This is a genomic window from Pseudomonas sp. NUPR-001 (assembly GCF_052147955.1).
Classification (GTDB): domain Bacteria; phylum Pseudomonadota; class Gammaproteobacteria; order Pseudomonadales; family Pseudomonadaceae; genus Aquipseudomonas.
This window is the reverse complement of record NZ_CP197353.1, coordinates 3,108,958-3,133,159: the sequence shown is the minus strand read 5'-3', so window position 1 is coordinate 3,133,159 and position 24,202 is coordinate 3,108,958. Positions and strand designations below refer to the sequence as shown.

General features: G+C 61.3%; 20 protein-coding genes. 10 read left to right on the top strand and 10 right to left on the bottom strand.

Annotated features, from left to right (window positions below):
* Positions 1 to 29: 29 nt before the first annotated feature.
* From ACP6KB_RS14115 to ACP6KB_RS14080, 8 genes are all read right to left on the bottom strand, one after another.
* A complete protein-coding gene (locus ACP6KB_RS14115; protein ID WP_442107416.1) occupies positions 30 to 1,103 on the bottom strand; it encodes an NAD(P)-dependent alcohol dehydrogenase in 1,074 nt (357 codons plus the stop codon).
* A 164-nt stretch (positions 1,104 to 1,267) separates the two neighbouring features.
* On the bottom strand, positions 1,268 to 2,083 hold the full coding sequence (locus tag ACP6KB_RS14110; protein ID WP_442107414.1) for a gamma-glutamyl-gamma-aminobutyrate hydrolase family protein: 816 nt from the start codon (positions 2,081 to 2,083) through the stop codon (positions 1,268 to 1,270).
* Positions 2,084 to 2,444: 361 nt separating this feature from the next.
* Positions 2,445 to 3,233 (bottom strand): amino acid ABC transporter ATP-binding protein, encoded by a 789-nt coding sequence (locus ACP6KB_RS14105; RefSeq protein WP_442107412.1) that lies wholly within the window; start codon positions 3,231 to 3,233, stop codon positions 2,445 to 2,447.
* Between the two features lie 18 nt (positions 3,234 to 3,251).
* Positions 3,252 to 4,493, bottom strand: a complete 1,242-nt coding sequence (locus ACP6KB_RS14100) for an FAD-dependent oxidoreductase (RefSeq protein ID WP_442107410.1) — start codon at positions 4,491 to 4,493, stop codon at positions 3,252 to 3,254.
* Positions 4,494 to 4,517: 24 nt separating this feature from the next.
* The gene (locus ACP6KB_RS14095) at positions 4,518 to 5,228 is read right to left on the bottom strand and encodes an ABC transporter permease (RefSeq protein ID WP_442107408.1); all 711 of its coding nucleotides are present in this window, start codon (positions 5,226 to 5,228) and stop codon (positions 4,518 to 4,520) included.
* Entirely contained in the window at positions 5,225 to 5,944 is a 720-nt protein-coding gene (locus ACP6KB_RS14090; protein WP_442107406.1) for an ABC transporter permease, read from the bottom strand. Before ACP6KB_RS14090 ends, ACP6KB_RS14095 begins: the two co-directional genes overlap by 4 nt.
* A gap of 107 nt (positions 5,945 to 6,051) precedes the next feature.
* Positions 6,052 to 6,810 carry a transporter substrate-binding domain-containing protein gene (locus ACP6KB_RS14085; RefSeq protein WP_442107404.1) on the bottom strand — a complete coding sequence of 253 codons (759 nt, stop codon included), beginning with the start codon at positions 6,808 to 6,810 and terminating at the stop codon, positions 6,052 to 6,054.
* A gap of 31 nt (positions 6,811 to 6,841) precedes the next feature.
* Positions 6,842 to 7,711 (bottom strand): MurR/RpiR family transcriptional regulator, encoded by an 870-nt coding sequence (locus ACP6KB_RS14080; protein ID WP_442107402.1) that lies wholly within the window; start codon positions 7,709 to 7,711, stop codon positions 6,842 to 6,844.
* Between the two features lie 149 nt (positions 7,712 to 7,860).
* On the opposite strand from ACP6KB_RS14080, the gene ACP6KB_RS14075 reads away from it, so the two are divergent.
* Positions 7,861 to 8,889: an Ldh family oxidoreductase gene (locus ACP6KB_RS14075; RefSeq protein ID WP_442107400.1), complete on the top strand. Its 1,029-nt coding sequence runs from the start codon at positions 7,861 to 7,863 to the stop codon at positions 8,887 to 8,889.
* An 86-nt stretch (positions 8,890 to 8,975) separates the two neighbouring features.
* On the opposite strand, the gene ACP6KB_RS14070 is transcribed toward ACP6KB_RS14075, so the two are convergent.
* On the bottom strand, positions 8,976 to 9,461 hold the full coding sequence (locus tag ACP6KB_RS14070; protein ID WP_442107398.1) for a hypothetical protein: 486 nt from the start codon (positions 9,459 to 9,461) through the stop codon (positions 8,976 to 8,978).
* Between the two features lie 62 nt (positions 9,462 to 9,523).
* A complete protein-coding gene (locus tag ACP6KB_RS14065) occupies positions 9,524 to 10,585 on the bottom strand; it encodes a hypothetical protein (RefSeq protein WP_442107396.1) in 1,062 nt (353 codons plus the stop codon).
* A 256-nt stretch (positions 10,586 to 10,841) separates the two neighbouring features.
* Here ACP6KB_RS14065 and ACP6KB_RS14060 point away from each other — a divergent pair, with 256 nt between their 5' ends.
* The 9 genes from ACP6KB_RS14060 to ACP6KB_RS14020 all read left to right on the top strand — a co-directional run bounded on the left by ACP6KB_RS14060 (position 10,842) and on the right by ACP6KB_RS14020 (position 23,958).
* Positions 10,842 to 11,078, top strand: coding sequence for a response regulator transcription factor (locus ACP6KB_RS14060; RefSeq protein WP_442107394.1), 237 nt, complete (start codon positions 10,842 to 10,844; stop codon positions 11,076 to 11,078).
* A gap of 31 nt (positions 11,079 to 11,109) precedes the next feature.
* Positions 11,110 to 11,292 carry a LuxR C-terminal-related transcriptional regulator gene (locus tag ACP6KB_RS14055; protein WP_442107392.1) on the top strand — a complete coding sequence of 61 codons (183 nt, stop codon included), beginning with the start codon at positions 11,110 to 11,112 and terminating at the stop codon, positions 11,290 to 11,292.
* A 90-nt stretch (positions 11,293 to 11,382) separates the two neighbouring features.
* On the top strand, positions 11,383 to 12,576 hold the full coding sequence (locus tag ACP6KB_RS14050; RefSeq protein WP_442107390.1) for an amino acid aminotransferase: 1,194 nt from the start codon (positions 11,383 to 11,385) through the stop codon (positions 12,574 to 12,576).
* 219 nt (positions 12,577 to 12,795) lie between these two features.
* On the top strand, positions 12,796 to 14,073 hold the full coding sequence (locus ACP6KB_RS14045; RefSeq protein ID WP_442107388.1) for a serine/threonine transporter: 1,278 nt from the start codon (positions 12,796 to 12,798) through the stop codon (positions 14,071 to 14,073).
* A 168-nt stretch (positions 14,074 to 14,241) separates the two neighbouring features.
* Complete coding sequence (gene tpx, locus ACP6KB_RS14040) at positions 14,242 to 14,742, top strand: thiol peroxidase (RefSeq protein WP_442107386.1); 501 nt, start codon at positions 14,242 to 14,244, stop codon at positions 14,740 to 14,742.
* Between the two features lie 234 nt (positions 14,743 to 14,976).
* Positions 14,977 to 16,260, top strand: coding sequence for an MdtA/MuxA family multidrug efflux RND transporter periplasmic adaptor subunit (locus tag ACP6KB_RS14035; protein ID WP_442107384.1), 1,284 nt, complete (start codon positions 14,977 to 14,979; stop codon positions 16,258 to 16,260).
* A complete protein-coding gene (locus ACP6KB_RS14030) occupies positions 16,257 to 19,358 on the top strand; it encodes an MdtB/MuxB family multidrug efflux RND transporter permease subunit (protein WP_442107382.1) in 3,102 nt (1,033 codons plus the stop codon). The genes ACP6KB_RS14035 and ACP6KB_RS14030 overlap by 4 nt, the downstream gene beginning before the upstream one ends.
* A complete protein-coding gene (locus ACP6KB_RS14025; RefSeq protein ID WP_442107380.1) occupies positions 19,355 to 22,462 on the top strand; it encodes an efflux RND transporter permease subunit in 3,108 nt (1,035 codons plus the stop codon). The genes ACP6KB_RS14030 and ACP6KB_RS14025 overlap by 4 nt, the downstream gene beginning before the upstream one ends.
* Positions 22,459 to 23,958, top strand: coding sequence for an efflux transporter outer membrane subunit (locus ACP6KB_RS14020; protein ID WP_442107378.1), 1,500 nt, complete (start codon positions 22,459 to 22,461; stop codon positions 23,956 to 23,958). The genes ACP6KB_RS14025 and ACP6KB_RS14020 overlap by 4 nt, the downstream gene beginning before the upstream one ends.
* The last annotated feature ends 244 nt before the right edge of the window (positions 23,959 to 24,202 follow it).

Sequence of the window (24,202 nt, the reverse complement as noted above, 5' to 3'; positions counted from 1 at the left end):
ACAGGAGCCGGCTTGCCCCGCGAAACGCATCACGGCGTAATCGCAACCTTCATCACCCCATCACGCTGATGGGCGAACAGTTCGTAAGCCGCCTCGATGTCATCGAGTTTGAAGCGGTGAGTGACCAGCGGCTTAAGATCAACGCTGCCACTGCCCACCACTTCCATCAAGCGGCGCATGCGTTCCTTACCGCCGGGGCACAAGGTGCTGACGATGCTGTAGTCGCCCAGCCCCGCGCCGAAGGCCGAGAGCGGAATGGTCAGGTCGGAGGAATACACACCCAGGCTCGACAGGGTGCCGCCCGGGCGCAGAATGCGTAGCGCCGACTCGAAGGTTGACTGCGTGCCCAAGGCTTCGATGGCCACATCCACGCCACGCCCGTGGGTCAGGGCCATGATCTGCTCGACCACATTGCCTTGCTTGAAGTCGACCACATGGGTGGCCCCCAACTGGCGGGCAACCGTCAGGCGGGCGGCAACGGTGTCGACACCAATGATGGTCGTTGCGCCCATTAGCCGCGCTCCGGCCACCGCGCACAGGCCGATCGGGCCGAGGGCGAACACCGCCACGGTATCGCCGATGCGCACGCCACCACGTTCGGCGCCGGAAAAGCCGGTGGACATGATGTCCGGACACATCAGCACTTGTTCGTCGGTCAGATCGTCGGGGATCGGCGACAGGTTGGCCATGGCATCGGGTACCAGCACGTACTCGGCCTGGCAGCCATCGATGGTATTGCCGAACTTCCAGCCACCGGCGGCGCGAAAGCCGTGGGGAGTGCCGGGGCCGTCCTGGGAGGCGCAGCCACACAAACAGGCATAACTGTGGCCGCTGGGGGTAATGGCTCCGGCGATGACCCGTTGGCCTTCGGTGAAGCCTTGAACCTGGCTGCCGAGTTTTTCAATGATACCGACCGGTTCGTGACCGATGGTCAGGCGTTTGGCCACCGGATACTCGCCGCGCAGGATGTGCACGTCGGTTCCGCAGATGGTAGTGGTGGTGATGCGCAGCAGGGCGTCGGAGGGTCCGACGTCGGGGATCGGTTTTTCATCCAGAACGATACGGTTCTTTTCGACGAAAATTGCCGCTTTCATGCGGGACATGGCCATTTCTCCTGAGCAGGTGTGCGTGGCTGGGTCGTGCAGTCAACGCTCAGGGTGCGCCCTTGGTTGGGCTAAGGCTAGTGATTGGGATCAATAAACGCATCGCGGGGCAAGCCCGCTCCCACCAGCTTGGTAGGAGCGGGCTTGCCCCGCGATTGCGTGAATCAGGCCGCCGAGCTCAGCTTAGTGCCGCCTTCAGCTCTGGCCACCTGCTTTCGGCAGGCATCACCGAAGGCTTCGAACATCTTCACCGAGTCCGGGTTCTTCGCCGCTTGCCATTCTGGGTGCCACTGTACGGCAAACAGGAATGGCGACAGGCTTGGCGCATGAATCGCCTCGACCAGGCCGTCTTCAGCGAAAGCCAGCGGCTCGATGCCTTTGCCGAGGTTTTTCAGGCCTTGGCCGTGTAGCGAGTTGACGCGAATCTCATCGCTTTTCAGCAGCTTCTGCAACCAGCTGCCTTGCTCCAGACGCACGCTGTGAACGGCGCTGTACTGCACGTCTACCGGATCTTCCGGGTTTTCCCGGTGATCGTTGAAGCCGGCTTCAGCGTATACCTTCTGGTAGATGTCGCCACCCAAGGCTACGTTGATTTCCTGCATGCCACGGCAGATACCGAAAATCGGCAGGCCACGGGCAATGGCGGCTTTCACCAACGGCATGTCGAACAGGTCGCGGTCACGATCCTGGCCTTTGCCGGGGGTTTCGTTTTCCTGGCCATACAGTGCTGGGTCGATGTTGCTGCCGGCACCGGTCAGGTATACGCCATCTGCCATGTCCAGGTAGGTTTCGAGGTCTTCGATACCGCAGCAAGTTGGTACCAGGACGGGTACGCAACCGGCATGTTCAACCAGCGGCACGATGTATTTGTGGGTCATGACCTGATAGTCGTGGCCTTTGCGCTCTTGGGCGCCCATGGTCATCAGGACAACGGGTTTACGCAGGGTCTGTTTCTTATTGCCAATGTTGCTGTTGGGCATATGTCACCTTTGGACAGGCGCAGCCTGTCATTATTGTGCAGGCGCGCAGCTGAAACCTTTGCGCTACCTGAGGTTTCGAGCACTGCCGGAAGGGCTCAGAGGGCCAGATATTCCGGTCGAAACCTGTGATACAGCTTGCCAGAGCCGTTTAATATGTCAAACGACTTCAGATTGCGTGGGCGAAGCTTATCATTGCCTTGGTGCAATTATTGGTCTGCAGCCCTTGTCCGTCGGGGCTGCCAGCAACAGCGGCGGTTAATTATAGTTGACGGCAAGCCGGTAGGAGCGGGCTTGCCCCGCGAAGCGATGTTGCTGACACATCACAATCGCGGGGCAAGCCCGCTCCTACACTGCGATTGCATCAATGCAAAATCTGCGCAAGGAAGCCCTTGGCCCGTGCACTCTGCGGATTATTGAAAAACGCCTCAGGGCTGGCATCTTCGATAATCTGCCCACCGTCGAGAAACAGCACGCGCTCCGCCACCTGACGGGCAAAGCCCATCTCATGGGTGACGCAGAGCATGGTCATGCCGGTATCGGCCAGCTTCACCAGCACGTCCAGCACCTCAGCCACCATCTCCGGATCAAGTGCCGAGGTGGGTTCATCGAACAGCATGATTTTCGGCTTCATGCACAGTGCCCTGGCGATGGCCACGCGCTGTTGCTGGCCCCCGGACAATTGGCTGGGGTACTTGTTGGCCTGGCTCTCGATGCCCACTTTGTTCAGGTAGAAGCGCGCACGTTCTTCGGCGTCCTTGCGGCTAAGGCCGCGCACGGTCATCGGCGCCAGGGTGCAGTTGTCGAGCACGCTCATGTGCGGGAACAAATTGAAGTGCTGGAACACCATGCCAATTTCGCTGCGCACCTCGGCGGCCTGGCGGGTGGTCAGTGCCAGGTCGGTGTCGTGAACGCGGATCTGGCCTTTTTCAGCGATTTCCAAGCGGTTGATGCAGCGAATCAAGGTGGATTTGCCGGAGCCGGACGGTCCGCACAGCACGATGCGTTCGCCTTCGCGCACGCTGAGGTTGATGTCGCGTAGTACATGGTAGGCACCGTAGTGCTTGTTCAGGCCTTCGATGCCGATCACGATTTTACGTGGGTCGGTTATGGGGGCTACGTGGCTTGCTGCAAGGCTCAGTGAAGCGGTCATATTGTTATTCTCCCGCGATCAGTTGAAGCGTGCCGCGCTGTACGGCGCAGGGTCGGTAAAGGTGGGCTCGCCGGTCATCAGTTCAGCCAGCAAACGGCCGCTGACCGGGCCCAAGGTCAGGCCATGGTGGGCGTGGCCGAAGTTGAACCACAGGCCTTTGTGCCGCGCCGCCGGGCCGATCACAGGGCGCATGTCCGGCAGGCAGGGGCGGCGCCCGAGCCAGGGTTGTTCATCAAGCCGTTGGCCGAGGGGGAAGATCTTGCGCGCCAGGGCTTCGCATCGCTTGAGTTGGATCTCGTTGGCCGCATCGCTGCTGGCGGCGAATTCGATACCGGTGGTCAGGCGGATGCCCTGGGCCATTGGCGCCAGTACATAACCGCCCTGGGCATCACAGATCGAATGCTTCAACTCAGCACCGTCGCGGGCTTGGTAATGCATGTGATAGCCGCGCTTGATCTCCAGCGGAATGCGATAGCCCAGTGGCTTGAACAGGTCCGCCGACTGTGGGCCAAGGGCAATCACTACCTCGGGTGCGGTGATTGGGCCCTGGCGGCTATCGACCTGCCATTCGCTGCCGATCTGGCGCAGGGTGCGCGCATCGCCGTGAATGAACTGGCCGCCACGCTTGACGAACAACGCGGTGTAGCCGCGGGTCAGGCCGCCGGGGTTGCTCACGGTTTTCGGGTCGAGCCAGTGGATGCCGCCAACGGCGTTGTCGCTCAGGCTCGCCTCGCGCTCATGCAACTGGCGCTGATCCAGCACCTCGTAACGCAGGCCATATGCGCTCAACGACTGGGCATCGGCCTTGGCTTTGCTGAATGCGGCCTCGTTGCGAAACACCTCGATCCAGCCACTGGCCTTGACCAGCTCGTTAAGCCCGGCGGCTTCGATCAGCGCGTCGTGTTCTTCAACGCAGCGCTCCACCAGCGGCAGCATGGCGTCGGTCGCGACCTTCAGGCCCGCGGCAGAGGAATTCTGCCAATAGCTGTACAGCCAGGGGGCGATCTTCGGCACATGGGTGAGGCTGTAGCGCACATCGGATTGGCGATTGAGGCCATAGCGCAGCAGGCTCGACAGCTCGCGCGGAAAGGCATAGGGGATGACGCTGGAGCGCTCGATCAGCCCGGCGTTGCCATGGCTGGTGCCGCTTCCAGGTTCGTTACGGTCGATCAGGATGACCTTGCGGCCGCGTGCCTGCAGGTGAAGGGCCGTGCTGACCCCGACGATACCGGCGCCCAGAACGATGGTTTGACAATGCATTGGAACAGTCCTCACAACGGGCAATCAGTGCAGGTGGCGGCCCAGGCGGGCTTCGATGTGTTTCAGGCTACGGCGGACAATTTCCACGATCAGTAGGTAGAGCACGGCGGCCCACAGGTAGATCTGGAAGTCGAAACTGCGCGAGAAGGCCAGCTTGGTCACGCCCATCAGGTCGTAGATGGTCACCAGCGAGGCAATGGCGCTGGCTTTGATCATCAGGATCAGCTCATTGCCCAGCGGGCCGATGGCAACAATCATCGACTGCGGCAGGATGACTTTGAAAAAGGTGGTCGAGCGTTTCAGGCTCAGGGCCTTGGCCGCTTCGTACTGGCCGGGGGCGACCGCCAGCAGGGCACCACGGAAGATTTCCGCCTGATAGGCCGCGGTATTGAGGACAAAGGCCAGCAAGGTGCAGTACCAGGCATCTCGGAAGAACCACCACAGCCCGACGTCTTGCCAGAAGCTTTTCAGCGAACCGAGCCCGTAATACAGCAAAAACAGCTGGGCCAGCAGCGGCGAGCCACGGAAGAAATAAATGTAAGCCGCGCTCAAACGCTGCAACACCAGGTTGTTGGACAGCCGCGCCAGGGCCAGCAGCATGCCGAGCAGAGCACCGAGGGTGAAGGAAATTGCCACCAGCTTGCCAGTGACCAGCAGGCCATCAATAAAACGTGGGCCGTAACGTTCCAGCAGGTCAGGATCGACGACTAGAGCCAGCAGTTGATCGAAACTCATGTCCGGGCACTCCGCAGGTGACGGCTGAAGTACTGTTCGATGTAGACAAACACCCGTCCCGACAGCGCCGAGAACAGCAGATAGCCCAGGCAGGCCACGCCATAGAAGAACATCGGCTCTTTGGTCACGCTGACCGCCAGGTTGGTTTGGCGCATCAGGTCAACCAGGGAAATGGTCGATACCAGCGAGGTGTCCTTGAGCAGCGACAGCCAGTTGTTCGACAGCCCCGGCATGGCAATGCGCACCAGCTGCGGGAAAATCACTTTGCGAAAGGTCGTGGCTTTGCTCAAGCCCAACGCCTGGGAGGCTTCGTACTGGCCTTTGGCAACGGTTTTGAAGGCGCCCAGCCAGATTTCGCTGGAGAACGCGGCAAATACCAGGCTGAAGGCAATCATCGCGGCGAGGAAGGTGTTGATCATCACTTCGCCCTCGTAGCCCATGGCCAGGAGGATTTTCTGCGCGGCGATCTGGCAGCCGTAGTAGATGATCAGCAGCGTCAGCAGTTCAGGCAGGCCGCGGAATACGGTGGAAAATACCGTGGCGACGGCGCGCGGCAAGCGCTTGCGCGAACGCGCCATCAAGGCCACGCCCAGGCCCAGGGGCAAACCGATCGGCAGGCAGGCCAGGGCCAGCGAAATGGTCACCAGGGCGCCGGCCAGCAGGGCCTGGCCCCAGCCGCCGCTGGCAAACGATAACAGGGACAGTTGGTCGAGCATGGGCGAACCCTCTCGGTGTTAAGAGTGTGGGGTGCTTGGGAGGGCTTTGTCGCGGGGCAAGCCCGCTCCCACAGGGGCGTGTGGGAGCGGGCGTGTGCCGCGATCAGTCACTGATAAATGTCGAACTCGAAATAGCGACTGGCGATTTTCTGGTAGGTGCCGTTGGCGACGATTTCGTCCAGCGCTTTGTTCAGGCGCTCGCGCAGGGCTTCGTCTTCCTTGCGCACGGCAATCGAGGCGTCGGCCTTGGTGCCGTTGACGTCACCAAGGATCTTGCAGCATTCCTTGCCAGCCTTGCCCAACCATTCGGTCAGCGGGAATTTGTCGGCGATCACACCGTCCAGGCGCCCGGCGGCGAGGTCGGCGTTGGCTTCATCAAGGGTTGGGTAGAGGCGCACATCAGCACCGGCCTTGCCGTAAACGTCTTCAGCGTAAATTGCCTGGGTCGAGGAGGCCTGGGCGCCGACGGTGTAGCCTTTGAAGTCGGTCTGGGCGTCGGTGATCTCGCTGTCTTTGGCAACGGCGACCGACAGCGGCGTTTTGTAGTAGTGGTTGGTGAAGGCGATTTTCTTGCGGCGCTCTTCGGTGTTGATCATCGAGGCGACAACCGCGTCGTATTTCTTCGCCATCAAGGCCGGGATGATGCCTTCCCAGTCCTGTGCGACCAAGGTGCATTCAACCTTCATCTGTTCGCACAGGGCTTTGCTGATATCGACATCGAAGCCGTGCAGCTGGTTATCCGAATCGACATAGTTGAACGGCGGGTAAGCGCCTTCGGTGGCAATTTTCAGGGTTTCGGCCTGAGCCATGGTTGCCCCGGCAAGCAGCAGGGCGCACGCGCCTGCAAAGCGGATAACGGGTTTCATGTTGCACCTCGATCTGTTGTTTGCACTCTTGCTATTGTTTGCTCGCTGACGTGTAGCCAACGAATTCATTGTGTAGAGCGGCAGTTGCTTCCAAGCGTTTTTCAACATCCGGTCCTAGCTTCTTGCAGACCTCGTTGACCATCAGGTGAGCCCACGACAGCATCGTCGCGGTCGACTCCCAGAACAGATTGAATTCAGTGGGGATGCGGAACACCTCGCTGGCGTTGGCATCGGCCCAGTCACAGAAGGTATCGGTCACCAGCGTGACCGGAATGCCCGCCTCATGCGCCTTGTGGCACAGGGTCAGGGCGTGGCGTGAGTAGCGGCGTGCCTCAAACACCACCAGCGCACAATCGGCCGGGTTGCTGAGTAACACGTCACCAAAATGCCCGGCACTGCCATCGACCACCTGCACGCCGTCGCGCAGGTATTGCAGCAGGTGGGCCATGCATTGGGCGATACCGCGCTCGGTTTGAAAACCGGCGATAAACACCTTGCGCCGTTGCGCCAGGCGCTGGCTGACGGCTTCCCAGGCCGGGGTGCGGCTGTATTCATACACCCGCACCAGCGCGCCGACTTCCTGCTCCAGGCTGCGTGCGACACCTGCCGCATCTTTGCCGTGCTGTTGGCGGAATTCTTGCAGACGATCACCGACCAGCCACGGGCCGTCACCCAGGTCATCTTTAAGGTCGTGTTTGAGGGCCTTGAGGTGTTCGTAGCCCAGCGCCCGGCAGAAACGGCCTACGCTGGATTCGCTGACGCCAATCTTGGCGGCCAGGCTGGCCGAGGTTTCGAAGGGCAGGTCGGTGAGATTGGCGAGCATATAGGTAGCGATCTTGCGCCCTGACGCCGCTGCGTTGTGCAGGCTGCTTTCCAGGCGTTGTTTGATCGATTGGCTCACAGGCAATTCTCATAGGCGGTTGCACTTGGAAACAGAAAATGAATGTTTTCTGTCATCAAGTCAAGGTTTGACAGTTTGCTGTCATAAGAGGACAGTTCGGCTATTGCTCACCGCTGTCGCCCATACCAAATCCAATAAGGGAGCTTCAGATGTCCGCACGTCCCGACACTGCTGTCGTGCAGATTGCCTTTGCCGACCTGCAGGCCTTGTTGCAGCGTATTTTCGTTCGTCATGGCACCAGTGAAGCGGTTGCCCGCGCACTGGCTTTCAACTGTGCCAGCGCCCAGCGCGACGGTGCCCACAGCCATGGGGTGTTCCGGATTCCTGGTTACGTGTCGACCCTGGCCAGTGGCTGGGTCGACGGAAACGCCGTGCCGCAGGTCGAGGATGTTGCCAGTGGCTACCTGCGCGTGGATGCCAAGGGTGGTTTTGCCCAGCCGGCATTGGCGGCGGCGCGTGAGCTGCTGGTGGAAAAGGCCCGCAGTGCCGGGATTGCGGTGTTGGCCATTCATAATTCACACCATTTCGCTGCCCTGTGGCCGGATGTCGAACCGTTCGCCGATGAGGGCTTGGTGGCCCTTAGTGTGGTCAATAGCATGACCTGTGTGGTGCCGCATGGTGCTGTTAAACCCTTGTATGGCACCAACCCGATTGCCTTTGCGGCGCCCTGCGCCAGGGGTGATCCGGTGGTGTTCGACATGGCCACCAGTGCCATGGCTCATGGCGACGTACAGATCGCTGCGCGCAAAGGCGAACAACTGCCGGACGGTATCGGCGTCGATAGCCAGGGTCAGCCGACCCGTGATCCGCAAAAGATCCTCGAGGGCGGTGCGCTGTTGCCGTTTGGCGGGCATAAGGGCTCGGCCTTGTCGATGATGGTCGAGTTGCTGGCGGCAGCGCTGACCGGCGGGCATTTCTCCTGGGAGTTCGACTGGTCGCAGCACCCGGGGGCGAAAACCCCGTGGACCGGGCAGCTGATCATCGTCATTGACCCAAGCAAGGCACAAGGCAATCAGTTTGCCGAGCGTAGCCGTCAACTGGTGGAGCAGATGCAAGCGGTCGGCGTGACCCGGATGCCGGGTGAACGACGCTTCCGTGAACGCGAAGCGTCGGCGCGTCAGGGCGTGAGCCTGACGGCGCAGGAACTTGAGCAACTGCAGGCACTGGCGCAGGGCTGAAGGGCTAAGTCGCGGTGGGAGCGGGCTAGCCCCGCGATCTGGCACCCTGCAACAAATCGCGGGGCAAGCCCGCTCCCACCAGGAGCTTACAAGCCTGTGGCCCTCCATTGGCTGGTTTCGCTGTTGCCATCGGTCAGCGGCAGGCGGTAGTGATTGCAGTGGCCAGCGTCGTCGGTGGAAGCACCGAAACCACTAGCGTTTTTCACCACTTCATACTGGTTGACCCCGGTCCAGGTGACGATCCACGGAATGCGTACCGGGCACTCGAAGTCGTACTTGCCGGCCTGCAACTGCTCGAGCGTATCGCAGACCGTTTGCAGCGTCGCCAGGTCCATGAACATCACGGTATTGGGGTACTTATGCTCGAACTCCTCGACCCGTGCCTGCAGGGTAATGCCTGCGCGGTGGGTGACCGCTTCGCGGGTGTTGTCGATCGTCTGGTTGAGGATCAGCAGGGCGTCCCCAGGTATCACAAGATCGCGCTGAATCAACCGGTTGTAGAGATCGTTGGCTTGGCGCGGGCCAAGAATCCGTACATGTTTGACCAGAAAGTCCGATGTGCACTTACACATAATGGTGTCCTCGTGGCAGCCGTTGCCGGCTGCGCGGTGTTGGTTGAGTGATCAGGCGAATTTCAACGTGCAAGGTCTTGGGCCGAGGTCTTGCCTGGCCATACCCCGTCCATGCGAACTTCACGCCGCCCGGTCAGCCACTGGCCCAGCGGGCTCGGCCAGCTGAAGCTGTAGTTGTCGTTGTTCATCACGCCTTTGAAGGTCACTTGGGCGGTGATGTTGGTGGCATTGAGCGGGATGTTGCCGACGGTTTTCGACAACCCGCCGCTGAGGCTGAAGGCTTGATGCTGTTTGCCTGAGGGGGTGTCGTACTCCAGGGTGACGCTGGTGATGTAGGTGCAGCCGGGCTTGTTGTTGAAGAGGATTTCCAGCCCACCCAGGCGGTTGATCCAGTTGGGGATCAGCAGCTCACCGTCAAACGAGGCGAAGGTGTAGGCGATGGGGATCGGCTGAGCGGGCAGGGTGCCAGCCTTGTCCGGCCACAGGTGCTGGTCGACGCTTTTGGTCTGGTTGGTCGATACATACGAGCCCTTGGCTTCGGCGCTGGCGAGCAGATCCTGAACGCCTTTTACCGAGCCTGTGACCGAGAACGACGAGCTATTGTCCTGCGAGCCGACGTTCAGGCCGCTGGTGGCGTAGATCACGCTGGTGACCACGCCAAAGCCCTGGGCAATGCCTTTGCTAGAAGCCATGCTGACCCGGTTGGCCTGGTCTTTGAGCCACTGCAAGGTTTGTGGCTGGGTCAGTACCGTCAAATCGGCCAGGTAAGTCTCCGAGGAGATACCGAACTCCGAAGCGATTGAGCCGGTCGAGGCAAAATCCCACTTTACCTCAGTGCCTGCGGTGATCTTGGTACCGGTTTCCGGGTCGGTGGCCGAGCCGTCGAGGGCCACGTTGCTCTGGCTGCGTTTGACGTTGCTGGACGACAGCTTCCACTGGTTGGGGGCGTTGCGCGTGCTGACGATCAGCCCAGGCGCTTGCTCCTGCACCAGGGTGAAGTCGCCGTTGTCCGGAGAAACAAAGCCGACACTGCCGACTTTGAGCTTCTGATCGAGGGTCCAGTTGCCCCAGTAAGCGGCACGACCGTTGCGAATCAGATCGGTAAACGAGCGGTTCCAGTTCATGATGAGCATTCCTTTTCCATTGAGCGTTCGATGAGGCCGAACAGCGACTCGCAGCGACATTCCGTGCCGCCGACCACCGGGTTGAAAAACGTCGGCAGCTGAATCGTCTGCCTGTCGCAGGTGCAGGAACATTCGGCAAATGCGGTATGCCGGTAGCGCTCTATGCCCCGGTTTGACAGGGGGAGGTCAGCGCCTAGGCTTGCTCATCAGGTGCGGGCACGCCTCGGCGTAACAGCGGACAGTTCAGGGAACGAACATGCGATTGAGTGATCGGGAAACCGTGGTGCTGTCGTTGATTGCCCGTGGATGGACGGATCGGCACATCGCTGAGCAACTGGCCATCGCCTTTTCTACTGCACGCAAGCACCGCGAGAACCTGCTCGCCAAGCTCAAGGTCGAGCGCGCCAGCGCGCTGGTGGCGATTTACCTGAGCCTGGTTGCGGCCCCGACCTGGAGGGCAGGCAAGGTCGCCATCGCTGCTTTCTGCGCGTGAACTGCAACTGCTCGGTTACCTGGCCCGCGGCTTGAGCGACAAGCAAGCGGCGCGAGCGCTGGGCATCAGCGACCAGACCGCACGTACCCACCGGCGCAATATGCTCAGCAAAACGGCCAGTACCAATATCTGTGCGCTGCTGTTCCTGGCGTTCAGCCAAGGGTGGCTGGCATGGCCCGAACCTGCGCAAGGCATGCATGGATGCACAGACTAGTTGCGCCAAAGGGCATGTTGCTTCGGCGCGGCTACAGGTATCCTCGACACAGAATTTTACCCAATGCCCTGACCCAAGGAGCTGCACGCTGTGTTCAAACATGTCGATGCCTACGCCGGCGACCCGATTCTCTCCCTGATGGAGACCTTCAAGGCCGATCCGCGCGCCAACAAGGTCAACCTGAGTATCGGTCTGTATTACGATGCCGCCGGTGTAGTGCCGCAGCTGGCAGCGGTGGGTGAGGCCGAAAAACGCATGGCCGACCAACCCCATGAGGCCTCTCTGTACCTGCCGATGGAAGGCCTGAGCAGCTACCGCCAGGCGATTCAGGCGCTGCTGTTCGGTGCTGAGCATCCGGCGGTGCAGGGCGGTCGTGTGGCGACCGTGCAGACGGTGGGCGGTTCGGGCGCGCTGAAAGTCGGTGCCGACTTCCTCAAGCGCTACTTCCCCGATTCGCAGGTGTGGGTGAGCAATCCGACCTGGGACAACCATCGGGCGATCTTTGAAGGCGCAGGGTTCAAGGTCAATACCTACCCGTACTTCGACCAGGGCACGCGCGGCCTGGACTTTGACGGCATGCTCACAGCCCTGCAGGGCCTGCCGGCCAACAGCATCGTGCTGTTGCACCCATGCTGCCATAACCCCACTGGCGTTGACCTGAGCCAGGCGCAATGGCAGCAGGTGATCGAGGTGGTCAAGGCACGCAACCTGATCCCGTTCCTCGACATCGCCTACCAAGGCTTTGGTGAGGGGCTGGTCGAAGACGCCTACGCCATTCGTGAAGTGGCGTGCGCCGGTGTGCCGTGCCTGGTGAGCAACTCGTTCTCGAAGATTTTCTCGCTGTATGGCGAGCGCGTTGGTGGGTTGTCGGTGGTTTGCGACGATGCCGACACCGCGCAAAGCGTGCTCGGCCAGCTCAAGGCCACCGTCCGTCGCAACTACTCCAGCCCACCGAATTTCGGGGCCCAACTGGTCGCGGCGGTGCTTGGCGATGCAGCGCTCAATGCCCAGTGGGCGGCGGAAGTCGAGCAAATGCGCCTGCGTATCCTCGAAATGCGCCAGGGTCTGGTAGATGCGCTGGCTGTGCTGTTGCCAGGTCAGGACTTCCAGTTCTTCCTGAGCCAGCGTGGCATGTTCAGCTACACCGGGTTGAGTGTCGAGCAAGTGCGCCGTCTGCGTGACGAGTTTGGCGTTTACCTGATCGACAGTGGCCGGGTGTGCATGTCGGGCCTGCGTCCGGACAATCTGCAGCAGGTGGCTGAGGCGATTGCTGCGGTGCAATGATTGATCGCGGGGCAAGCCCGTTCCCACAGGCGCAACCCTTTAGGTGCGGGCTTGCCCCGCGATATTTTCAAAAGGTGCAACCCCTCTGTCGGTCAAGACTTTGCAAGTGCAACCAATGGGCGCACAATCGCGACCCTCTTTGTACGGTTGAGTTGCAGCGAGATCTCTGTTTCGCTGCTCTCAGCCCTGTTGCAGTCTTGCGAGTGGAGTTGCACCCGGATGAATGAGCAGGCCCCGAGCGTTGAACAACGCTTCGAATCGACCCCAGCCGCCCTCGGTAGCTGGTCCCGTCAGGACACCACCTGGATGCTTGGCCTGTTTGGCACAGCCATCGGCGCCGGTACCCTGTTCTTGCCGATCAATGCCGGTTTAGGTGGTTTCTGGCCGTTGCTGATCCTGGCCTTGCTGGCCTTCCCGATGACCTATTATGCCCACCGCGGGCTCACCCGTTTCGTGCTGTCCGGGCGCGATGGCGGCGACATTACCAAGGTCGTTGAGGAGCATTTCGGCATCAGTGCCGGCTCGATGATCACCCTGTTGTACTTCTTTGCCATCTTCCCGATTCTGCTGATCTACAGTGTGGCCCTGACCAACACCGTCGACAGCTTCATGCAGCACCAGCTGCATATTGAGCCGCCACCACGCGCGCTGTTGTCGTTCCTGCTGATTCTCGGCCTGCTGGCCATTGTGCGTTGCGGCGAGCAGGCGACCGTCAAGGTTATGAGCCTGCTGGTGTATCCGTTCATCATCGCCCTGGCGTTCCTCGCGGTGTTCCTGGTTCCGCACTGGAGTGGCGGTATCCTCAGCACCGCCACGCAAGTGCCGCCGCCTTCGGCCTTCCTGCACACCCTGTGGCTGGCAATTCCGGTGATGGTGTTCTCGTTCAACCATTCGCCGATCATTTCCGCCTTTGCCGTCGACCAGAAGCGCCGCTATGGCGTGCATGCCGACGAGCGCAGCGGGCAGATCCTGAGCCGCGCCCACCTGCTGATGGTGGCGATGGTGATGTTCTTCGTGTTCAGTTGCGTGCTGACCCTGACCCCGGCACAGCTGCAGGAAGCCAAGGATCAGAACCTGTCGATCCTGTCGTACCTGGCCAACCATTTCAGCAACCCGACCATTGCCTTTGCCGCCCCGGTGATTGCCTTCATCGCCATTGCCAAGTCGTTCCTGGGCCACTACATCGGTGCCAGTGAAGGCCTCAAGGGCTTGATTGTGCAAGCCGGCATGCGTCCTGGCGCGAAAACCCTGGATCGCATCACCGCAGGCTTCATGCTGCTGGTCTGCTGGGCCATCGCCACCATCAACCCAAGCATCCTTGGCATGATCGAAACCCTCGGCGGCCCGGTAATCGCGGCGATTCTGTTCCTGATGCCGATGTATGCCATTCGCAAGGTCCCGGCCATGCGCAAGTACAGCGGGCAGATGTCTAACGTGTTCGTGGTGGCTGTGGGCTTGGTGGCGATCTCGGCGCTGGTCTATTCGCTGCTCAGTTGATTGCCTCAGTGAGCACCCGAAAGCAGGATTGTCTGCTTTCGGGTGGTCAAATTGTCCACAATAATTGTCTGGCAATACAACAATTTATCGCTCCCCCCATAGGTGCATTGGCACTTTCATGATTAACTCTGGTCCTTTACTCACTCACCCCGCAAAAGGACTCAGCTCATGGCTCAAGTGACTCTCAAAGGCAATCCGGTTCAGGTCAACGGCGAACTGCCGAAGGTCGGCTCCAAGGCGCCTGCATTTTCCCTGGTTGGTGCCGGCCTGGCCGACGTGACCCTGGCCAGCCTGGCCGGCAAGCGCAAAGTGCTGAACATCTTCCCGAGCGTCGACACCCCGACCTGCGCTACTTCGGTTCGTACCTTCAACAAGAAGGCCGGTGAAGTGAGCAACACCGTGGTGCTGTGCATCTCTGCCGACCTGCCGTTTGCACAAGCGCGTTTCTGCGGCGCTGAAGGCCTGGAAAACGTCCAGAACCTGTCGACCCTGCGTGGTCGTGAATTCATCGAGAACTATGGCGTTGCCATCGCCGACGGCCCGCTGGCCGGCCTGACCGCGCGTGCTGTGGTGGTACTGGATGAAAACGACAACGTGCTGCACGCCGAGCTGGTTGGCGAAATCGCTGACGAACCGAACTACGACGCAGCATTGGCGGTACTGAAGTAAGTAGGAGCGGGCTTGCCCCGCGAGGCGATGTAGCTGAAAGAACGCTATCGCGGGGCAAGCCCGCTCCCACATGCTGTTTGCAAATATTACGGCCTGGCCTTGTCCAGGCCGTTTTTATTTATAGTTCATTGTCTTAGCAACGTAAGCTCAAGGTAAATTGCCGGTAAAGGCGCTTTGCTTATCCGTCGCCAGTGCTTATCGTTCAGCCTCCTCAAAAGAATTCTTTCCAGTCCCATGGTCGATCAACCGATGCTTTCTCGTTCCCGTTCCCCTCGTCGCTGGCTTGTCGGCCTGCTGATCCTGCTGCTGGTCGCCGCCTTATGCTGGTGGCTGTGGCCGTCGCCAGCGGCGCACAAGGCGGGTGGCCCAGCGGCAGGCAAGGGCGGGCGACCCGGCTTCGGCGCTTTCGCCGGGCCGGTGCCGGTGCGCGTCGAGCCGGCAACCGTGGGCGACTTCCCGGTGTACCTCAAGGCGCTGGGCACGGTAACGGCAACCAACACCGTTAACGTTCGCAGCCGGGTAGGCGGTGAGCTGGTCAAGGTCAATTTCCAGGAAGGGCAAAAGGTCAAAGCCGGTGACCTGCTCGCCGAGATCGACCCACGCAGCTACCAGATCGCCCTGCAGCAGGCCGAAGGCACCCTGGCGCAGAACCTGGCGCAACTGAAAAACGCGCAGATCGACCTGCAACGCTATAAAGGCCTGTACGCCGAAGACAGTATCGCCAAGCAAACCCTCGACACCCAGGAAGCACTGGTCGGTCAGTTCCAAGGCACGATCAAGACCAATCAGGCCGCCGTCGGCGATGCCAAGCTGAACCTGGATTTCACCCGCATCCGTGCGCCGATCACCGGGCGCCTGGGCCTGCGTCAACTGGATGTCGGCAACCTGGTGGCGGCCAACGACACCACGGCGCTGGTGGTCATTACCCAGACCCAACCGATCACCGTAGCCTTTACCTTGCCCGAGTCGCAGCTCAACACCGTGCTGGCGCGCTACCGCAGCGGTGCCCAGTTGCCCGTCGAGGCCTGGGACCGGGGCGACGTCAAGCAACAGGCCACGGGTGTGTTGCGCAGCCTCGATAACCAGATCGACACCACCACCGGCACCCTGAAGTTCAAGGCGTTCTTCGAGAACCAGGACGAAGCGCTGTTCCCCAACCAGTTCGTCAACGTCCGCCTGCTGGCCGATACCCTGAAGAACGTGGTGCTGGCGCCATCGGCAGCGATTCAGTTCGGCACCGATGGCTCCTTTGTCTACGTGCTGGAAGGTGAGAATAAGGTGCGCATTCGCAAACTGACCCTGGGTGCCAGCGACGGTGACCTGACGGTGGTTACTGCGGGTTTGGCCAAGGGTGAGCGGGTGGTGCTCGAAGGTACCGACCGTCTGCGTGATGGCAGTGACGTGGAGGTGGTCAACGACAGCTCGCAGGTACCGGCAACCCCGGGCCAGCACCTGCAAGGCCAGGATGCCAAGGATGCTTCCGCCGCCCCGCAGCGCAAGGACAAGGTCGGCGCATGAACCTCTCGCGGCTGTTCATCCTGCGCCCGGTGGCGACCACACTGAGCATGCTGGCCATTGTTCTGGCCGGTTTGATTGCCTACACCTTGCTGCCGGTAGCGGCGTTGCCGCAGGTGGATTACCCGACCATCCGGGTCATGACCCTGTACCCGGGCGCCAGCCCGCAAGTGATGACCAGTGCCGTCACCGCGCCACTGGAACGCCAGTTCGGGCAGATGCCCGGCCTGACCCAGATGGCCTCGACCAGTTCTGGCGGTGCTTCGGTGCTGACCCTGCGTTTCAGCCTGGACATGAACATGGACGTTGCCGAGCAGCAGGTGCAGGCGGCGATCAACGCTGCCAGCAATCTGTTGCCGAGCGACCTGCCGGCACCGCCGGTGTACAACAAGGTCAACCCGGCGGACACCCCGGTGCTGACCCTGGCGATTTCCTCGAAAACCATGCCGTTGCCCAAGCTCAACGACCTGGTCGACACCCGGGTGGCACAGAAGATCGCCCAGATCAGCGGCGTGGGCATGGTCAGTATTGCCGGCGGCCAGCGCCAGGCGGTGCGGATCAAGGTCAACCCCGATGCCCTGGCCGCAGCCGGGCTGAATCTGGCCGATGTACGCAGCCTGATCGGTGCTTCCAACGTCAACCAGCCCAAGGGCAACTTTGACGGCCCAATCCGCGTGTCGATGCTTGATGCCAACGACCAGCTGCGCTCCCCGGAGGAATACGCCAACCTGATTCTGGCCTACAACAACGGCGCGCCGCTGCGCCTGAAGGATGTTGCCGAAATCGTCGATGGCGCCGAGAACGAACGCCTGGCGGCCTGGGCCAATCAGAATCAGGCGGTGTTGCTGAACATTCAGCGTCAGCCAGGTGCCAACGTCATTGAAGTGGTTGACCGCATCAAGGCGTTGCTGCCGTCGATTACCGACAACCTGCCGGCCGGCCTCGATGTCAGCGTGCTGACCGACCGCACGCAAACCATCCGCGCCTCGGTCAAGGATGTGCAGCACGAGCTGCTGCTGGCCATTGTCCTGGTGGTGATGGTGACCTTTGTGTTCCTGCGCCGCCTGAGCGCGACCATCATCCCCTCGGTGGCCGTACCGCTGTCGTTGATCGGTACTTTTGCCGTGATGCACCTGGCCGGGTTCTCGATCAACAACCTGACCTTGATGGCCCTGACCATCGCCACCGGGTTTGTGGTGGACGACGCCATCGTCATGCTCGAGAACATTTCCCGGCACATCGAGGAGGGCGAGACGCCGATGCAAGCGGCGCTCAAGGGCGCCCGGCAAATCGGTTTCACCCTGATCTCCCTGACCTTCTCGTTGATTGCGGTGCTGATCCCGCTGCTGTTCATGGCCGATGTGGTCGGGCGGCTGTTCCGTGAGTTCGCCATCACCCTGGCGGTGGCGATCCTGATTTCCCTGGTGGTGTCGCTGACCCTGACGCCGATGATGTGCGCGCGCCTGCTCAAGCGTGAGCCGACCGAACAGGAGCAGGGGCGCTTCTACCGCGCCAGTGGCGCCTGGATCGACGGCATGATCGCCTGGTACGGTCGCGGCCTGCAGTGGGTGCTCAAGCACCAGCCGCTGACCCTGTTGGTGGCGGTGGCGACCCTGGGCCTGACGGTGCTGCTGTACCTGGCGGTGCCCAAGGGTTTCTTTCCGGCGCAGGATACCGGGGTGATCCAGGGGATTTCCGAAGCGCCGCAGTCAGTGTCGTTCGCCGCCATGAGTGAACGCCAGCAACAGCTCAGCGCGGTGATCCTGCAGGACCCGGCGGTGCAGAGCCTGTCGTCCTACATTGGCGTTGACGGCGACAATGCCACGCTCAACAGCGGCCGTCTGTTGATCAACCTCAAGCCCCATGGCGAGCGTGACCAGACCGCTGCCGAAGTCATCGCGCGCCTGCAGCCTCAGGTCGACAAGCTGGTCGGCATCCGACTGTTCATGCAGCCGGTGCAGGACCTGAGTATCGAAGACCGGGTCAGCCGCACCCAGTACCAGTTCAGCCTGTCGTCACCGGACGCCGAATTGCTGGCGCAATGGAGCAGCAAGCTGGTAGACGCTTTGCAACAGCGCCCGGAACTCACCGATGTTGCCAGCGACCTGCAGGACAAGGGCCTGCAGGTGTTCCTGGTGATCGACCGTGATGCTGCCAGCCGCCTGGGCATCAATGTCGCCGACATCACCAACGCCCTGTACGACGCCTTTGGCCAGCGGCAGATTTCGACCATCTACACCCAGGCCAGCCAGTACCGCGTGGTGCTGCAAGCAGAAGCGGCGTCGAACCTGGGGCCGCAGGTGCTAGAGCAGATCCATGTCAAAGCCACCGACGGCGGCCAGGTACGGCTGTCGAGCCTGGCGCGGATCGAGCAGCGTCAGGCGCAACTGGCGATTGCCCATATCGGCCAGTTCCCGGCGGTAATGATGTCGTTCAACCTCGCCCCAGGCGCGTCCCTGGGCGAAGCGGTCAAGGCCATCGAGCAGGTGCAGCAGGAGATCGGCATGCCGGTCGGCGTGCAGACCCGCTTCCAGGGCGCGGCCGAAGCCTTCCAGGCCTCGTTGTCGAGCACCTTGCTGCTGATTCTGGCGGCGGTGGTGACCATGTACATCGTGCTGGGGGTGCTGTACGAGAGCTACATCCACCCGGTGACCATCCTCTCGACGCTGCCATCGGCAGCGGTGGGGGCGTTGCTGGCGTTGATCCTGTCCGGCAACGACCTGGGGATGATCGCCATCATCGGCATCATTCTGCTGATCGGCATCGTCAAGAAAAACGCCATCATGATGATCGACTTCGCCCTGGAGGCCGAACGTAATCAGGGCATGAGCCCGGAAGCGGCGATCTATCAGGCGGCGTTGTTGCGCTTCCGGCCGATTCTGATGACTACCCTGGCGGCCTTGTTCGGCGCGATTCCACTGATGCTCGCCAGCGGCTCCGGCGCCGAGTTGCGTCAACCGCTGGGCCTGGTGATGGTCGGCGGGTTGCTGGTCAGTCAGGTACTGACCTTGTTCACTACGCCGGTGATCTACTTGTACTTCGATCGGCTCGCGCGGCGCATGCGGCCACAGCCTGAAACCGTGGTGCAGGACCTGCCATGAACCTCTCAGCGCCGTTTATCCGCCGCCCGGTAGCGACCATGCTGCTGAGCCTGGCGATCATGCTGCTCGGTGGCGTCAGCTTCGGCCTTCTGCCGGTGGCGCCACTGCCGCAGATCGAGTTCCCGGTGATTGTCGTTCAGGCCAACCTGCCCGGTGCCAGCCCCGAGGTGATGGCGGCCACGGTGGCCACGCCGCTGGAGCGCTCGATGGGCGCGATTTCCGGGGTTACCACCCTGACCAGTAACTCCAGTCAGGGCTCGACGCGGGTGATTCTCGGCTTTGACCAAGGGCGTGACATCGACGCCGCCGCGCGGGAAGTGCAGGCGGCGATCAACGCTTCGCGCAACCTGTTGCCCAGCGGTATGCGCAGCATGCCGACTTACAAGAAGTTCAACCCGGCGCAGGCACCGATCATGGTCCTGGCCTTGACCTCCAGTGTGCTGCAGAAGGGGCAGCTCTATGACCTGGCCTCGACCATCCTCTCGCAAAGCCTGTCGCAGGTGCCGGGGGTAGGGGAGGTGCAGATTGGCGGCAGTTCGTTGCCGGCCGTGCGTATCGAGCTGGAACCGTATTTGCTCAACCAGTACGGCGTGGCCCTGGACGATGTCCGCGCGACCATTGCTAACGCCAACCAGCGCCGCCCCAAGGGCTTTATCGAAGACGCACAGCGCAACTGGCAGGTGCAGGCCAACGATCAACTGGAAAAAGCCAAGGACTACGAGCCACTGGTGATCCGCTACCAGGACGGTGCGGTGTTGCGCCTGAGCCACGTGGCGAAGGTCACCGATGCCGTGGAAAACCGCTACAACAGCGGCTTTTTCAATGATCAGGACGCGGTACTGCTGGTGATCAACCGCCAGACCGGGGCCAACATCATCGAGACGGTGAACAAGATCAAGGAGCAGCTGCCAGCCCTGGAATCGTTGATGCCGGCCAGTGTCCAGTTGCAGGTAGCGATGGACCGCTCGCCGGTGATCAAGGCCACCCTCAAGGAAGCCGAGCACACCCTGATCATCGCCGTAGTCCTGGTAATCCTGGTGGTGTTCCTGTTCCTCGGCAACCTGCGCGCCTCGCTGATCCCGACCCTGGCAGTACCGGTGTCGCTGGTGGGCACCTTCGCGGCCATGTACCTGTGTGGCTTCTCGCTGAATAACCTGTCACTGATGGCGCTGATCCTGGCCACCGGCCTGGTGGTGGACGATGCCATCGTCGTGCTGGAAAACATCTCCCGCCATATCGACGAAGGTGTGCCGCCGATGCGTGCGGCGTACCTGGGCTCGAAAGAAGTCGGCTTTACCCTGTTGTCGATGAACCTGTCGCTGGTGGTGGTGTTTGTCTCGATCCTGTTCATGGGCGGTATTGTCGGCTCCTTGTTCCGCGAATTCTCCATCACCCTGGCCGTGGCGATCATTGTCTCGCTGGTAGTGTCGCTGACGCTGACGCCGATGCTCTGTGCGCGCTGGCTGAAGCCGCACGCGCAGGGTGAGCCGACGCGCCTGCAGCGCTGGAGCGAACAGCTCAACCAACGCATGATGGCCGGCTATGCCCGTAGCCTGGACTGGGTGTTGCAGCATCGGCGCCTGACCCTGGCCAGCCTGCTGGTGACGATTGCCGTCAACATTGCCTTGTATGTGGTGGTGCCCAAGACCTTTTTGCCGCAGCAGGACACCGGTCAGTTGATGGGCTTTGTCCGGGGTGACGACGGTCTGTCGTTCCAGGTGATGCAGCCGAAAATGGAAATCTACCGCCAGGCGCTGCTCAAGGACCCGGCGGTGGAAAGTGTCGCCGGTTTCATCGGTGGCAACAGCGGCACCAACAACGCCATGGTGCTGGTGCGCCTGAAACCGATCAGTGAACGCAAGGTGTCGGCGCAGAAGGTGATCGAGCGTTTGCGCAAAGAGATGCCCAAGGTGCCCGGCGGCCGGTTGTTCCTCATGGCCGACCAAGACCTGCAGTTTGGTGGCGGTCGCGACCAGAGCACCTCGCAGTTCCTGTATACCTTGCAGAGCAGCGAGCTGTCGGCGCTGCGCGAGTGGTACCCGAAGGTGGTGGCGGCGTTCAAGGCCTTGCCAGAGCTTACCGCCATCGACGCCCGCGAAGGCGGGGGGACGCAGCAGATCACCCTGGTGGTCGATCGCGAGCAGGCCAAGCGCCTGGGCATCGACATGAGCATGGTCACCTCGGTGCTCAACAACGCCTATAGCCAGCGGCAGATCTCGACCATTTACGACAGCCTGAACCAGTATCAGGTGGTGATGGAGATCAACCCCAAATACGCCCAGGACCCGCGTAGCCTGGAGCAGATTCAGGTGATTACCGCCGACGGCGCACGGGTGCCACTGTCGACCTTTGCCCACTACGAAAACAGCCTGGCGGATGACCGGGTCAGTCACGAAGGCCAGTTCGCCGCGGACAGTATCAATTTCGATATCGCCGAAGGCTACAGCCAGGATCAAGCCCTGGCCGCAGTGGAGCGGGCGGTGGCCACGGTGGGGCTGCCTGAATCGGTGATCGCCAAGCTGGGTGGCACCGGCGATGCCTTTGCCGAAAGCCAGAAAGGCCAGCCGTTCATGATTCTCGGGGCGCTGCTGGCGGTGTACCTGGTGCTGGGTATTCTCTATGAGAGCTACATCCATCCGCTGACCATCCTCTCGACCTTGCCGTCGGCCGGGGTAGGGGCGCTGCTGACCTTGTATGTGGTGGGCAGCGAATTCAGTCTGATTTCCCTGCTCGGTCTGTTCTTGTTGATCGGTGTGGTGAAGAAGAACGCGATCATGATGATCGACCTGGCGCTGCAACTGGAACGCCAGGAGCAGCTGAGCCCGGAGCAATCGATCCGTCGCGCCTGCCTGCTGCGCTTGCGCCCGATCCTGATGACCACTCTGGCGGCCATTCTCGGTGCCTTACCGCTGTTGCTCAGCCATGCCGAAGGTTCGGAAATGCGTCAGCCTCTGGGCCTGACCATCATCGGCGGTCTGCTCTTCAGTCAGGTCCTCACGCTTTACACCACCCCGGTGGTTTACCTCTATCTGGACCGCTTGCGCCATCGCTTCAACCATTGGCGTGGCGTGCGCACCGACGCTGCTTTGGAAACTCCGCTATGACACGACGCCCGTTTTTCTCCGATCGCACCGCGCAGCAACTGCTGGGCGCCCGTGGCTCGCGCCTGCTGGCCAGCAGCTTGTGCCTGGCGATGCTCAGTGCCTGTACGCTGAGCCCGGATTACCAGCGCCCACAAGCGCCTGAGCCGGTGGCGTTCAAGCACGCTGCCGGCTGGACCCAGGCCAATCCTTCCGATGCCCTGGCCCGTGGTGCCTGGTGGGAGCTGTACGGCGATGCGCAGCTCAACGCGCTGGTCGAGCAGCTCAATGCCGGTAACCAGACGGTTGCGCAATACGAAGCCCAGTACCGTCAGGCCCAGGCGTTGGTGCGCAGTGCACGGGGTGCGCTGTTCCCCAGTGTTGACCTGAAGGCGGGCAAAACCCGCTCCAGTCAAGGCACCGGTAGCTCCAGCTCAAGCCTGAGCAACAACAGCAGCGGTATCCGTGATACCTACAGCACCACCTTGGGGGTGAGCTGGGAGGCGGACTTGTGGGGCAAACTGCGCGACGGCCTGGCAGCCAATCAGGCCAGCGCCGAGGCCAGCTTTGCCGATATGGCCGCGATTCGCCTGAGCCTGCAGTCGGAGCTGGTGCAGAACTACCTGCAACTGCGGGTGATGGATGAGCAAAAGCGCCTGCTTGAAGCCACGGTCGAGGCTTACCAGCGCTCGCTGGCCATGACCCAGAACCAATACCGCGCCGGGGTTTCCGGTAAGGATGCGGTGGCCCAGGCGCAAACTCAGCTGAAAAGTACCCAGGCCGACCTGATCGACCTGGTGTGGCAGCGTGCGCAGCTGGAAAACGCCATCGCCGTGCTGCTCGGCAAGGCGCCAGCGGACTTTGCCCTGGCCGACAGCCAGGCCATTCCCGCGCTGCCACAAGTACCCGTGGCATTGCCCTCGCAACTGCTGGAGCGCCGCCCGGATATCGCCTCGGCCGAGCGCAAGGTGATGTCGGCCAACGCCAGCATCGGCGTGGCGCGTGCCGCGTATTTCCCGGACCTGACCCTGAGCATGAGTGGCGGCTACAGCAGTAGCAGTTTCAACGACTGGATCAGCCTGCCCAACCGCTTCTGGTCGGTCGGTCCGCAATTGGCCATGACCCTGTTCGACGGTGGCCAGCGCTCGGCCGAAGTCGACCGCAGCGTGGCGGTCTACGATCAGACGGTCGCCCAGTACCGGCAGACGGTGCTCGATGGCTTCAAGGAAGTGGAGAACTACCTGGTGCAGCTCGACGTCTACGAGGACGAAGCCCAGGTCCGCAGCGAAGCGCTGGATGCAGCGCGCGAGTCGTTGCGCCTGACCAGCAACCAGTACAAGGCCGGGCTGATCGCCTACCTGGATGTGGTCAACGTGCAGACCACCGCGCTGAGCAACGAACGCAGTGTGCTGACCTTGCTGCAAGGGCGGCTGGTCGCCAGCGTGCAGCTGATAGCAGCGCTGGGGGGCGGATGGGATGCAAAGGCTGCCTATGCAGAAGCGGCTAAGCTAGAAAAATAAATTCAGCAATTTCAACGAGATAGGATGCTTTCTTAATGTCGGGTGTAGACATGGTTGGCATTCATTGCATTGCGCAATGAAATATGTGAATAAGCATTAGAAATCGTATCTAACTAGCTGATTTGTAATGTTATTTATCTGGTTTAGATGGGTGGCAAAATGCGCGTGGCGTCATTGCCAAGTGCCACTGTAAAACTCCGTGCGTTTCGCCAAAGGTTGAGTACAATCATCGGCTTTTCCCCGG

Bases quoted from the DNA above. Each gene is read 5' to 3' on its own strand.
- ACP6KB_RS14115 (WP_442107416.1), bottom strand. From the start codon at position 1,103: ATGTCCCGCATGAAAGCGGCAATTTTCGTCGAAAAGAACCGTATCGTT.
- ACP6KB_RS14100 (WP_442107410.1), bottom strand. From the start codon at position 4,493: ATGCATTGTCAAACCATCGTTCTGGGCGCCGGTATCGTCGGGGTCAGC.
- ACP6KB_RS14060 (WP_442107394.1), top strand. From the start codon at position 10,842: ATGCGATTGAGTGATCGGGAAACCGTGGTGCTGTCGTTGATTGCCCGT.
- ACP6KB_RS14075 (WP_442107400.1), top strand. From the start codon at position 7,861: ATGTCCGCACGTCCCGACACTGCTGTCGTGCAGATTGCCTTTGCCGAC.
- ACP6KB_RS14110 (WP_442107414.1), bottom strand. From the start codon at position 2,083: ATGCCCAACAGCAACATTGGCAATAAGAAACAGACCCTGCGTAAACCC.
- ACP6KB_RS14090 (WP_442107406.1), bottom strand. From the start codon at position 5,944: ATGCTCGACCAACTGTCCCTGTTATCGTTTGCCAGCGGCGGCTGGGGC.
- ACP6KB_RS14065 (WP_442107396.1), bottom strand. From the start codon at position 10,585: ATGAACTGGAACCGCTCGTTTACCGATCTGATTCGCAACGGTCGTGCC.
- ACP6KB_RS14070 (WP_442107398.1), bottom strand. From the start codon at position 9,461: ATGTGTAAGTGCACATCGGACTTTCTGGTCAAACATGTACGGATTCTT.
- ACP6KB_RS14095 (WP_442107408.1), bottom strand. From the start codon at position 5,228: ATGAGTTTCGATCAACTGCTGGCTCTAGTCGTCGATCCTGACCTGCTG.
- ACP6KB_RS14035 (WP_442107384.1), top strand. From the start codon at position 14,977: ATGGTCGATCAACCGATGCTTTCTCGTTCCCGTTCCCCTCGTCGCTGG.
- ACP6KB_RS14020 (WP_442107378.1), top strand. From the start codon at position 22,459: ATGACACGACGCCCGTTTTTCTCCGATCGCACCGCGCAGCAACTGCTG.
- ACP6KB_RS14045 (WP_442107388.1), top strand. From the start codon at position 12,796: ATGAATGAGCAGGCCCCGAGCGTTGAACAACGCTTCGAATCGACCCCA.
- ACP6KB_RS14085 (WP_442107404.1), bottom strand. From the start codon at position 6,810: ATGAAACCCGTTATCCGCTTTGCAGGCGCGTGCGCCCTGCTGCTTGCC.
- ACP6KB_RS14025 (WP_442107380.1), top strand. From the start codon at position 19,355: ATGAACCTCTCAGCGCCGTTTATCCGCCGCCCGGTAGCGACCATGCTG.
- ACP6KB_RS14105 (WP_442107412.1), bottom strand. From the start codon at position 3,233: ATGACCGCTTCACTGAGCCTTGCAGCAAGCCACGTAGCCCCCATAACC.
- ACP6KB_RS14030 (WP_442107382.1), top strand. From the start codon at position 16,257: ATGAACCTCTCGCGGCTGTTCATCCTGCGCCCGGTGGCGACCACACTG.
- tpx (WP_442107386.1), top strand. From the start codon at position 14,242: ATGGCTCAAGTGACTCTCAAAGGCAATCCGGTTCAGGTCAACGGCGAA.